This is a genomic window from Flavobacterium sp., from assembly GCF_049318325.1.
Classification (GTDB): domain Bacteria; phylum Bacteroidota; class Bacteroidia; order Flavobacteriales; family Flavobacteriaceae; genus Flavobacterium.
The window spans coordinates 1-10,214 of sequence record NZ_JBMOGQ010000081.1; the positions used below are offsets into that span (position 1 = coordinate 1).

Consider the following 10,214-nt stretch of genomic DNA (forward strand, 5'->3'; position numbering starts at 1 on the left):
CAAATGCAACTCCGACACCAGCCCAATTAGAGACAATTGCGCAAACTAAAGGAGTTCCGGCGGAATCCTTAACTACAGGCACACCAACTGGCGAAGGAGTTCCAAATGATTCACAGTTAGAAACGCTCGCTAATGTTAAAGACATCCCAGTGGATAATTTAAAAGAGGAAGCTTCAGTGCAACGAGAAGTAAATAAAAATGAAAACGGATCATCTGAAAAACCAAATTACACCATTCCAATTGTTATCGGTGTTGGGGCCGTTGGAGCAATTCTCTTAGTAACAAGTTCAAAAAAGTAATTAATAAAAACAGACATGAAACAAGAATTAATAACAATCAGTTCAGCGGTTGTTGTAGGTGCACTCTCCAGAGGACTTACAGGAACAATGACTGAAAAATCATCAAACACTGTCAAAGGTGTTGTGAACGGTGTTGTTGCCGTTGGTGCTGGATTTCTAGCCATAAAAGTCAATGGTAACGATACCAAGAGTTCGCTAATGAGAGGTTCAGCAATTGGGGTTTCAATAGCGCATGGATTAGAATTGGTGAAAAACATTTTTTCATCCGAAAAAATTGCTGCTAAACTAAATCCTGAAGCTACAATGGGTAGATTTCTACAAAAAGCAGCCGGTCTCTCAGGAGCTGTAAATGCCTTAAATGGTTATATCGATGCTTATGGAAACTATCATGAGGATGGTTTAGGTGGATATATCGATATCAATGGAAACTATATAGAAAATGGTTTACATGGTTATGATGAGGAAGGTCTTGCGGGCTATATTGATGCAAATGGCAACTATATTGAAAATGGTCTAGGAGGTTCAGAAGAAGGCTTAGCAGGATCAGAAAATGACGGATTGGGTGCATATGAAGATGATGGACTTGGTGCCTACATGGATGAAAACGGAAACTACATTCTCTAATAAAAACAAAATTAAAATTTAAGAAAAATGGAAAATAGAAATCCTCAGTTGCAAAGAGCTATTAAAGTTTTAGGTGCAAGACAACGACAAATCACAAACGTGGTTAGACCTCATGCTACAAAATTGGTCGACAAAACGTTCTACTTGAATGTTCGAGTTGATGGGATGAGCGGGATCAATGAACTTGTTGACGCCAACACAAAAAAAGTGGTTGGGATTACCAATTTAGATGGTAATCAATTAAACTCTGGTCGAGATGTAGTAATTGATGCTATCCGAGTGCAATACACTACAAGAGGTGAAAAGATCGAAAATGCAGATTGGCAAAGCAGAGACACGTTACCGGCGGAGCTTCAAAATGCAGAATTGCGACTGATTCAAACCAATGACATGTTAATTGATTTGCCCCTGACTGATGTACAGAATTTCAAACAAGACGATTACCGACCAATTGCAACCACCCCGCTTTTGAGAGCTAAGGAAGAATTCAAACTCGAATTAGAGTTTCCAAAAGGTGTTACTGTTCCAGCTGGTAAACCTTTATTCTTGAGACTTGAATTCAGAATTACAGAAGCTAAAAAATAATTTCATCTTTAAATTGAAAGTATGAGACAAATTCAATATGTGGTAAAGGCAGTTATCAATCCTGGTGAGTTAAACACATCGGTAAATTTTAAACTACCTAGTGGCTTTACAACAGGCGCTGCCCTTTACACCAATGGAGTTGAGAAAAATACAAATGCAATGGCGACCATTGAAATGAAAGATGACAATAGTATTGCAATTGCTCCCTCGGTTCACATTGATAATTGGAGGCAGTCAAATGGTGGTGAGTATGAAAAAAGTTTCAAGCCGATGAATTTCGATACAGGCAATAAGGATTATTCATTGATTTTTTCACTAGATGAGAAACTTCAAGGTGATATCCCTTTGAAATTCCATGTCGTTTTTCTTTACAACAATAATGTAGAAAAAATGTAGCATGTTCGTAGAGTCTTCATTTATTACAAGAGAATTCAGAGAGGAACAAATTCCAATTCTAGAAAATGTCACATCACTTTCAGTTTTGAATAATGGCAATAGTATTGCAATTATCAATGGGATTAAAATTTACCCCACTCAAAAGCAGATTTTGATTGTTCCAGATGGGACATTTTCTAGAGTTCAATTAGAAGTTTCCTATATACCTAAAGCTACAAAAGTTGACGATAGGTTGGTGAATAAAATACTACTCATTTACAAGAAACTAATGTAAAAATGAAACGATTTGATGATTTAATAGAAAAGCTCAATAGCGATAAATTTTGTGCTGTTACGATCATCGATAAGAGCAGTTCTAAAACAATCTATCGAAATATTACTCATGATTTGATTAAAAGTGAGTATGGATCCTCGGAAGAATTTTTTGAGAAGATTTATGCTGAAGGCTACACGAAAATAGTCATTCAGGAAAAGCGAAAAAATGGTATAAATGCTTTCAAAATAGAAGGAGAACCTTTTGAAGTAACTTTTGGCGAATCGAAATTGATAGAAGATCAAAATGAACCCATGCAAGAAGTCAAAAAAAAGAAAAGGAAGAAAAAAAGCGGACTGATGGGATTGGGAATTGCTGAAATTTTTGATTTAAAACTTCAAGCACATGATCGTTCAGAACTGGCACGAAAGCTAGAGGAATCAGAAAGAATGAATCGAGAATTACGAGCAAAAAACGAAGAATTAAATGAAGAGCGATTACAACGAAAGTATACAAAAGAAAGCAATGATAGTCTGAACAATATGCTGTTGGGAGTTGTAAAACAAGCACCGCTTATTTTAAAAGGGTTTGGTTTTAATGTTCCCAATGAAAGTAGTGGTTTAGCGATTGCCTCGCCTGATGAATTAGATGATGAAAATACCTCTGATATCAAGAAATCATTTATAGAGATTGTGAAAACTCTTGATGATGATACTATTTCATTGCTTTTAGTCATTTATCAAAAGATCAACGAGAAGTCTGAAACGAACCTCTTTTCACAAGAATTATTTGGATTACTTCAAAAATATCAAATGTTAGTATGAGTATAATAACTGTAAAAACTAAAGAATTAAACCCATTCAAAGTTCAGAAAAAGGCAAAGCTTATTCAAGAATTGACTGATTTAGAGAATGAAGTTCTGGAAAAATTAGTAGAACTGAAGAAATCTAAGAAAGCCATTGCAATGGTTACCAATGCTGAAAGTTGGCAAACGATCAAGGAGTTTATAATGTAGATACAGGTGTAGATATTGCTCCAACTTAAGAAAGTAAAGTTGAAAACAGGAACGGTAAAATTATCCAACTATTGGGTAAACCCTTTAGAAAGTTAAAAATGAAATTCTTATATCAAACTTAAAATCGGGAGCAATACTACAGTCAGCAGTAATATGAAAATAAAAGGTTTACATAATCCGGCAATTATAGCTGCTGCTTCAACTCCACAAGGGCAAAAAGCAATTGCAAGTACTCTTGAAAATGCTAATGCAAGTGTAAATGCAACTTTTTCAATTGTAAAAGGTGTTTTAAAGACTGGTCTTTTTTTGGGTATTGGTTACTATGCCTACAAGAAGATTTTTAATGGTTTTTCACCACTTAAAGAAAATAAAAGAGATCGACCTAGTAATATATCCAGTGGTATGGCCAAGAATAAAGCCGATGCAATTTACAGTGCAATGTATGGAATGGGAAACGGATTTAAGTCGGTGAAACAAAATCTCATGGGAATCAATGCGAATGGTTTTGTTAGGATTCATAATGCTTTCGGACTCAGAAAAGGAATCAACCCTTTATCTAAGAAAATGAACTTGATTGAATGGTTTAATGATCAGTTCAGTCAAAACGAATTAATGGAATTGCGCTTTATCGTTTCCAACTTCTTTTAGTTATGGATAATTCAAAATTACTACCTATCTCGGTTGCTTTAGCAGGATTAAGCATATTGGTTATTGCTGTTTCTCAAGCAAAAAAAGACAAAAATGGCAATGCTTATTTAAATCAAGGAATTAGCACCGAAAGCTTTAATGCCAAAGAAATTGCAGAGGTATTATATAATGCAATGAAAGAAGCCAATTTCACTAATACGGAGAAACGTAAAACCATTTTTACAACACTTACCGGAGTAAGTCAAGCACAATTCTCATGGATTATCAAAGCATTTGGAAGTCGGTATTACAATACCACTTCGGGTAACACCTATTTTGCTTTTTGGCAAACTCCATCAAAGCATCCTTTGAAGACCTGGCTAAAAGAAGAACTCAGTGAGAGCGACTATAATTTATTGAAATCGAATTACCCAAAATATTTATAAGCATGACTATTGAAGATAAAGTTTGGATTGGCGGAGGTATTGCTCTAGCTATTGGCGGAGGCATTTACTATTTCATTCAAAAAAAGAAGAATGACGAAGATTTGATGCAAGAACCGGAAGCCGATTTAAGTGAGCTGCCAACACCAAAAAGTCAATCTGTTCCGATTAAGATTCCAAGAGCGGCAACAACACCAATTGTTCCTGTAAAAATTGAGCAACCCAAACCAGAAAGGACAGCCGATACTTTTAATTATAGAATTGGACAGGAAGTTATGGCTTCAGGATTCAATGGAACGAAAACCTATGATGCTCGAAAAATGGCGGATGGAAATTATACTAGTGAAGGCATTCGAAAGGCTACATTTAAAAAAGGAGATAAAATCGGAAAAATCATTTGGGTTGGTAAAAGGCCTGATGGCACTTTTAGATATGTAGTACAACGAGATGGTAATTTTTTAAATGATATCTATTGGATTGCAGATCATAGTGTAATAAGCCCAATTGGCAAAATCTTGCCAACCACTCCTGCAATCAATGCCCCTTCAGGTAGTGATTTAAATAAAATACTTAAAAAAGGTAGCAAAGGAACTGAAGTAAGAGTATTGCAATCGTTACTCAAAGTGACTGTTGATGGAGATTTTGGCAGAAATACAGAGAATGCCCTTTATACCCAAAAAGGAGTTAGGCAAATCAGACTTAAAGACTGGAAATAATGAATACGAATACAGGAATATTACTTGGTCTTGGCTTAGTCGGAGTATTGATTATTGCTTCCATGGGAAATGGTGATTCAGCTAAAAGTAAATCTATTGAATCTAAAGAACCGAAAATTGAACCTAAAAAAGTGCAATTGTAATGGATTTTTTATTGTCAAACAGTATACCGCTTTTGAAAGCGTTTAAGAAATATGCTATTAACACTCCCATGAGGATTGCTCACTTTTTGGCTCAACTTCATGAGGAAACAGGCGGATTTGTAAAACTTTCAGAAAACTTGAATTACTCTCCGGCTGGACTGATGAAAACTTTTGGGTCGAATCAGATTTCACCTGCACAAGCAAACCAATACGGAAGGACGGTAAATCGGAAAGCCAATCAGGAAGCTATAGCCAATATTGTTTATGGTGGTGAATGGGGGGAAAAAAATTTAGGAAATACCCAATTTGGTGATGGTTGGCGATTTCGTGGTCGAGGACTTATTCAGCTAACCGGAAGAGCTAATTATCAGGCATATAAAAACTACTCTGGTATTGATGTAGTTAGCAATCCCGATTTAGCGTCACGCTCAGATATTGCAATTGATATTGCAGGTTGGTTTTGGAGCGTAAGATTTAAACTTAATCCAATTGCAGATAACAACAATATCACATCCATTACCAAGAAAATAAATGGAGGTCTTACCAATTTTTCTGAGCGGGTCAAACAACTTAACTACTATTCAAGCTTCGATATTTTTGGAGTATTAAAAAAAAAAGCGAAGCCGAGACGGGTCAGCAAACCGAGTGAAACTAATCGTAGCTACTACAACCCTTTTACTCGGTTGTTCGATTTTAATCTATAAACTCAACAAAGCATAACTCTATGATGCCAATTGAAACTTTACTAAACTATTTTCTAGGATCAACAACACTAATTTCAATTTATATCGCTTGGCGTTCCCGTAATTCAGAATTAAAAAAGAACGAGGCTTCAGCACTTGAGGCAATCGATTCCATTTACACCAAAATGTCAATTGTAACTGATAAAAAGTTTGAGGAAATGCAAAGAATTATTGATGCCAATACTATTGAGATCCGTAATCTGAAAGAAGAGCTTCAGGAATATCGGGAAAAGTGTGCCGGTTGTCACAATAATAAGAATCATGAAAAGACAATTCCTTAATAGAATAATCTTGGCCGCAAGTATTTATTACGGTATCGATTTATTTCAAATTATTGAAGGATCAGAACTCCTTCTATTAAAATTAAAATATCAATTCAAAAAGACTGAACAATGAATAAAGTATTCCAAATAATAATCCTATTTTTCATTTTCTCACTCGTTATTACCTCTTGCTCTTCAGCCAAAAAGTTAACTAAGGAAGATACCCTGATAGAAAATGAAATTAATAGAAACGACAGTATAAAAAATACGGTTGTCAATAAGGAAATCAACGATAAATTAATTACGTCTGTGATTCAAAGTCAAACTGGAAATGCATCATTGGATAGTTTGGTAAATGCTAAAGTTGACGAAATTTTATCTAAGCTGAATACTTCTAAAAGTTCAGGGGATAATAGCTATAATCTTATTTATGACAAGATAAAAAGACAGTTAGAATTCAATGCTAGAATTGCTCAGACTCAAGACGAGAAATTGGCAGTTCAGAATAATAGTTCACGTTTAGTTTTCAGAGATAGGAAAATACCTGTTGAAGTTATCAAGCCACTATCAAAAATAGAAAAAACACTGCTCATTCTGGGAGTATTAGCAATTATCTACATTGGATTCAGGATTTTATTGTTTTTACGTAAAACCTCTGGCTCATGGTTATAAAAGCAAAATATATTATAATCGGCGGGGCTATTTTAGGTATTGGTGCTTTGTGGTATAACAGTAAAATTAACCGTTGGAAAGAAGCCATGACTAAACTTAAAGCTGTACCTACTGGACTTCGAAATTTTGATATCAACTTTAAGCGGATGCGCTTTAACTTCGATGTTACACTGTATAATCCCACTAATGAAAGTTTTAACCCGGATGGAATCATGGCAGTTGTAAAAAGAATTGTTCTTAAAGACAAATTAGCCAAAAAGTTTGCAACGATTACGGTAAACAGATCTTTTATCTCACTCCCTGCAAAAGGAAAATTTGTATTGAAAGATTTAATTGTAGAAATACCCATAATGGAGAACATTTCCAACTGGCAAAGCCTATCAGAAATCAAAAGTATCAATGATATTCAGATAGAGACAATTTTAAGTGTAATGGGTAAAGAATATTCAATATTCAAATAGTTATGGAACTAGTAACTGAATTTAATAAACTTGATGGCAGAATCGTAAAAAGATCAGAGCTCAGAAGGATTTTGACCAAAGCCAAAAGGCAAAACAACACAAGTATTGTCAACCGTATATCCCAAGTATTAAGACTACATCGGGATAAGCTATTTACTGTAGAGTTAACCGATTTAATTGAACCAATTGGGCTTAATGGTGCAGAGCAAAGCATCATATTGCCAACACTAGAATATATTTCTGAGGAAGATAGCGTGGGGCTAAATGGATTAGCCCAAGATGATATCTATGGTTACATCACTGATTTGATCATCAATACTATCGAGAAAGTTGGCCATTTGCCATGGCAAAAAGATTGGGTAGGTTCCGGTGCCGATGGTGCGGCCAAAAACTATGTTAGTAAAAAGGAATATACTGGGGCTAATTTCCTTTTGAATTTTGATGTCAAATTTGATGATGAAGGCAAGGGATATTTGGTGCCAATTCAATTCAAACAACCCTATTACTTAACCTTCAATCAGATTAAAGATGAAGGTGCTAGTCTCAGAAAAGACAGTAAAGCCAGACGTGTGATTTACTATACCATGATTTTCAGTTTTGATAACGGGACTTTACAGTTTAAAACCACCGACCGTGAAAAATTTGCAGAATTTGTGAGTTCAAATGGACTTACCAAGGATGATTTGAAGAGATACCTGCAGAAAATACCGGTTATAAAATATTACAATGTTTTTCGAGCAGATGATTGTACCGGTTTAAAATTCCCGGAAGCTGTTGGAAACAAAAAAGTAAATCCAATTGAGCAAGCACAAAGACTTATAGATGGGTATAAAGAACCACCAACATATACATTTGTTGGAGATAAAGCTTACTATCAACCGGCGACTGATAAACTAAATATGCCCAACATCAAAGCCTTTAAAAAAGAGGAATCTTACTACTGTACGTTTTTTCATGAGCTAGCACATTCCACAGGAGCCAAAAAGCGGTTAGATCGAGATATGACAGGAACTTTCGGAAGTAAAAGTTATGCATTTGAAGAGTTGATTGCAGAGCTCGGAGCAGTTTTTCTTTGTTCAGAAGCGGGAATCCTATTTCAAACCAAAGAAAACTCGGCAAAATACCTGAAAGGATGGAATAAAGTTTTAGTGAACGAATTGGAAAATGATAATCGATTTTTTCTCAAAGCTTCTGCACAATCGCAAAAGGCAGTTAATTATATTTTGAATAGAAATGTTTCTGGCGAAAATGAAGAGATTGAAGAAAAGAAAGAAGAGCCAACAAAAAAAGTGGCAATTAAAAGGCCTCGAAAAAGACCTTCGAAAAGTAAGGTAAAAACAACTATAAAAGAAGGCGAGCAATTAGCTTTATTTGCCGGATTGGGTGCTAAAGCAAAGACTAAAAAGAGAACTCAAAAAGCTCAAAATCATATTCAAACAAAAAGAACAAAGGCTTCAATAGTAAAATCAAAGGGACAAATTAATGTCGATCAAAATAGGAGTATCAATCAACTTCAGAAACTTGGATTTGTAACAGCGGGAGCTGCCCCAACTGAGGCTAAAGATGTTTTTGTGTTGGGAGGAGAAATTGGGAAGTTTTTGCAAAAGCAACAGCCACACAAAGCGCTCATTCTGATAAAAGGCAATAAACACAGTTCAAAATCCCAGTTGGCCATGCAGATAGCCAATGCTTTTGGAGAAGAAGAAATACCAGTGGCATACATAGATTATGAGCAAGGCGGTATCGAGAGCAAGGACACTTTAGACAGTATCAACCGAAATACAACCGAAAAAGGAAGAAGCTACATAGCCATAAAAGGTTATTTAGATAAGCCCTTCCAGGAATTACAGGATTTCTGCAAAATAGTCAAAGTCATTATATCAGATTCCGTCACGGATTTAAAGATTACAGCCGATCAACTCAACTTCCTGAGAACAACCTATCCAAAAGTCATTTGGTGCTTTATTTCCCAAGTAAAAGAAAACGGTGCTATGTATGGAGGTAATAAAATGGCACACAATCCAACTTCAGTAATTCATTGTTCTTCACATCCTGACCCTAGAGAGCGGTTTGCAACGCTGGAGAAAAACCGGGGCAACGACCTTACTTTAAAATATTCAATGTATTTCAAAAAGGTTGTTGGCCAACCCAAAAAGAAAAAGTTATCCTTTAAAGTCAAATAATAAAAATTCAAAAACCATGGTAAATAAAAAAACAAAAAAGAAAGTCAAAAAAAGAATCTCAGCAAAAAGGCTATGCAGTAGCGTTATCAAACGTGAGGGTGTGAAAAAAGACGGAACGTTGAAAAAAGGCTATCGTTATGTCAAAGGCGGTAGAGTTGTAAAAGCTAAAGCAAAGAAATAGTTTTTGATTTGGGTTGATTGAAAGCCGTGTTATAGAAATGTAGCATGGTTTTTTTTTAATATTAAAATAAATACAAGATTTTTAATTAAAGCTTATGCGGATCATGAATAAAGATTTTAATGTCATAATAAACTAATATGGTTTAGTACCCCATAATTGGGGATTAATCCTCAACCAGTTCTTAATTATATTTGAAAAAAGGGTTTAACTTTTTACTTAAAGTTAAACCCCATTATTTATAACTTACACACTTTGCGGGATAGTGTCCTTTTTTAGTTAAGCATAAACTAATTCCGATTTCTTTAAAGTTTCAATAGCAGATAAAGCATCATCAGCAGTTAAACCTACCATAGGACTTGTAAGAACTAGTTTTTCTTTAATATTGCTTGGTAAGCCATTTAAAGATTTATCATCATCAAGAATTACATAATCAGTAATGTTACTGTTTTTGTTTTGCCAATTCAAGATTTCTTCTTTGCGACTCAAAAACGTGATATTGTCATCAAGCTTTCCAACAACATTTACATCAATACCTCTTTTTTTGAAAATCTTTTGCCATTGAGGCAAACTATAGGTAGATTTATGAGATGTAGTTAAGACAATAGAAGCA

18 protein-coding genes are annotated in these 10,214 nt (G+C 35.0%); 17 read left to right on the forward strand and 1 reads right to left on the reverse strand.

Going from position 1 to position 10,214, the window contains the following annotated elements; genetic code table 11:
* From ACOYLP_RS08140 to ACOYLP_RS08220, 17 genes are all read left to right on the forward strand, one after another.
* Nucleotides 1-299: hypothetical protein (locus ACOYLP_RS08140; protein ID WP_422855682.1), on the forward strand; the 299-nt coding region annotated here is incomplete at its 5' end.
* A gap of 15 nt (nt 300-314) precedes the next feature.
* The gene (locus tag ACOYLP_RS08145; RefSeq protein WP_422855683.1) at nt 315-923 is read left to right on the forward strand and encodes a hypothetical protein; all 609 of its coding nucleotides are present in this window, start codon (nt 315-317) and stop codon (nt 921-923) included.
* A gap of 27 nt (nt 924-950) precedes the next feature.
* Nucleotides 951-1,508 carry a hypothetical protein gene (locus ACOYLP_RS08150; protein WP_297509976.1) on the forward strand — a complete coding sequence of 186 codons (558 nt, stop codon included), beginning with the start codon at nt 951-953 and terminating at the stop codon, nt 1,506-1,508.
* 21 nt (nt 1,509-1,529) lie between these two features.
* A complete protein-coding gene (locus tag ACOYLP_RS08155; RefSeq protein WP_422855684.1) occupies nt 1,530-1,904 on the forward strand; it encodes a hypothetical protein in 375 nt (124 codons plus the stop codon).
* A 1-nt stretch (nt 1,905) separates the two neighbouring features.
* Nucleotides 1,906-2,178, forward strand: coding sequence for a hypothetical protein (locus tag ACOYLP_RS08160; RefSeq protein ID WP_422855685.1), 273 nt, complete (start codon nt 1,906-1,908; stop codon nt 2,176-2,178).
* A gap of 2 nt (nt 2,179-2,180) precedes the next feature.
* Entirely contained in the window at nt 2,181-2,981 is an 801-nt protein-coding gene (locus ACOYLP_RS08165; RefSeq protein ID WP_422855686.1) for a hypothetical protein, read from the forward strand.
* Nucleotides 2,978-3,172: a hypothetical protein gene (locus ACOYLP_RS08170; protein ID WP_422855687.1), complete on the forward strand. Its 195-nt coding sequence runs from the start codon at nt 2,978-2,980 to the stop codon at nt 3,170-3,172. The genes ACOYLP_RS08165 and ACOYLP_RS08170 overlap by 4 nt, the downstream gene beginning before the upstream one ends.
* A 153-nt stretch (nt 3,173-3,325) precedes the next feature.
* Nucleotides 3,326-3,820, forward strand: coding sequence for a hypothetical protein (locus ACOYLP_RS08175; RefSeq protein ID WP_422855688.1), 495 nt, complete (start codon nt 3,326-3,328; stop codon nt 3,818-3,820).
* Nucleotides 3,821-3,822: 2 nt separating this feature from the next.
* A complete protein-coding gene (locus tag ACOYLP_RS08180; protein ID WP_422855689.1) occupies nt 3,823-4,245 on the forward strand; it encodes a hypothetical protein in 423 nt (140 codons plus the stop codon).
* Between the two features lie 2 nt (nt 4,246-4,247).
* Complete coding sequence (locus tag ACOYLP_RS08185) at nt 4,248-4,958, forward strand: peptidoglycan-binding domain-containing protein (protein ID WP_422855690.1); 711 nt, start codon at nt 4,248-4,250, stop codon at nt 4,956-4,958.
* A complete protein-coding gene (locus ACOYLP_RS08190; protein ID WP_422855691.1) occupies nt 4,958-5,101 on the forward strand; it encodes a hypothetical protein in 144 nt (47 codons plus the stop codon). The genes ACOYLP_RS08185 and ACOYLP_RS08190 overlap by 1 nt, the downstream gene beginning before the upstream one ends.
* A complete protein-coding gene (locus ACOYLP_RS08195) occupies nt 5,101-5,805 on the forward strand; it encodes a glycoside hydrolase family 19 protein (protein WP_422855692.1) in 705 nt (234 codons plus the stop codon). Before ACOYLP_RS08190 ends, ACOYLP_RS08195 begins: the two co-directional genes overlap by 1 nt.
* Nucleotides 5,806-5,825: 20 nt before the next feature.
* Nucleotides 5,826-6,125: a hypothetical protein gene (locus ACOYLP_RS08200; protein WP_422855693.1), complete on the forward strand. Its 300-nt coding sequence runs from the start codon at nt 5,826-5,828 to the stop codon at nt 6,123-6,125.
* A gap of 111 nt (nt 6,126-6,236) precedes the next feature.
* Nucleotides 6,237-6,779 carry a hypothetical protein gene (locus ACOYLP_RS08205; protein WP_422855694.1) on the forward strand — a complete coding sequence of 181 codons (543 nt, stop codon included), beginning with the start codon at nt 6,237-6,239 and terminating at the stop codon, nt 6,777-6,779.
* Nucleotides 6,770-7,240 carry a hypothetical protein gene (locus ACOYLP_RS08210; protein WP_422855695.1) on the forward strand — a complete coding sequence of 157 codons (471 nt, stop codon included), beginning with the start codon at nt 6,770-6,772 and terminating at the stop codon, nt 7,238-7,240. The genes ACOYLP_RS08205 and ACOYLP_RS08210 overlap by 10 nt, the downstream gene beginning before the upstream one ends.
* Nucleotides 7,241-7,242: 2 nt before the next feature.
* Nucleotides 7,243-9,423, forward strand: a complete 2,181-nt coding sequence (locus ACOYLP_RS08215; protein WP_422855696.1) for an ArdC family protein — start codon at nt 7,243-7,245, stop codon at nt 9,421-9,423.
* 16 nt (nt 9,424-9,439) lie between these two features.
* Nucleotides 9,440-9,604, forward strand: coding sequence for a hypothetical protein (locus ACOYLP_RS08220; protein WP_422855697.1), 165 nt, complete (start codon nt 9,440-9,442; stop codon nt 9,602-9,604).
* Nucleotides 9,605-9,880: 276 nt separating this feature from the next.
* Here ACOYLP_RS08220 and ACOYLP_RS08225 read toward each other — a convergent pair.
* A partial coding sequence (locus ACOYLP_RS08225) for an HAD domain-containing protein (RefSeq protein WP_422855698.1) occupies nt 9,881-10,214 on the reverse strand: 334 nt, incomplete at its 5' end.

Coding starts and splice junctions, on each gene's coding strand:
- ACOYLP_RS08170 (WP_422855687.1), top strand. CDS start 2,978: ATGAGTATAATAACTGTAAAAACTAAAGAATTAAACCCATTCAAAGTT.
- ACOYLP_RS08200 (WP_422855693.1), top strand. CDS start 5,826: ATGATGCCAATTGAAACTTTACTAAACTATTTTCTAGGATCAACAACA.
- ACOYLP_RS08195 (WP_422855692.1), top strand. CDS start 5,101: ATGGATTTTTTATTGTCAAACAGTATACCGCTTTTGAAAGCGTTTAAG.
- ACOYLP_RS08165 (WP_422855686.1), top strand. CDS start 2,181: ATGAAACGATTTGATGATTTAATAGAAAAGCTCAATAGCGATAAATTT.
- ACOYLP_RS08175 (WP_422855688.1), top strand. CDS start 3,326: ATGAAAATAAAAGGTTTACATAATCCGGCAATTATAGCTGCTGCTTCA.
- ACOYLP_RS08215 (WP_422855696.1), top strand. CDS start 7,243: ATGGAACTAGTAACTGAATTTAATAAACTTGATGGCAGAATCGTAAAA.
- ACOYLP_RS08150 (WP_297509976.1), top strand. CDS start 951: ATGGAAAATAGAAATCCTCAGTTGCAAAGAGCTATTAAAGTTTTAGGT.
- ACOYLP_RS08185 (WP_422855690.1), top strand. CDS start 4,248: ATGACTATTGAAGATAAAGTTTGGATTGGCGGAGGTATTGCTCTAGCT.
- ACOYLP_RS08205 (WP_422855694.1), top strand. CDS start 6,237: ATGAATAAAGTATTCCAAATAATAATCCTATTTTTCATTTTCTCACTC.
- ACOYLP_RS08145 (WP_422855683.1), top strand. CDS start 315: ATGAAACAAGAATTAATAACAATCAGTTCAGCGGTTGTTGTAGGTGCA.
- ACOYLP_RS08220 (WP_422855697.1), top strand. CDS start 9,440: ATGGTAAATAAAAAAACAAAAAAGAAAGTCAAAAAAAGAATCTCAGCA.
- ACOYLP_RS08180 (WP_422855689.1), top strand. CDS start 3,823: ATGGATAATTCAAAATTACTACCTATCTCGGTTGCTTTAGCAGGATTA.
- ACOYLP_RS08160 (WP_422855685.1), top strand. CDS start 1,906: ATGTTCGTAGAGTCTTCATTTATTACAAGAGAATTCAGAGAGGAACAA.
- ACOYLP_RS08190 (WP_422855691.1), top strand. CDS start 4,958: ATGAATACGAATACAGGAATATTACTTGGTCTTGGCTTAGTCGGAGTA.
- ACOYLP_RS08210 (WP_422855695.1), top strand. CDS start 6,770: ATGGTTATAAAAGCAAAATATATTATAATCGGCGGGGCTATTTTAGGT.
- ACOYLP_RS08155 (WP_422855684.1), top strand. CDS start 1,530: ATGAGACAAATTCAATATGTGGTAAAGGCAGTTATCAATCCTGGTGAG.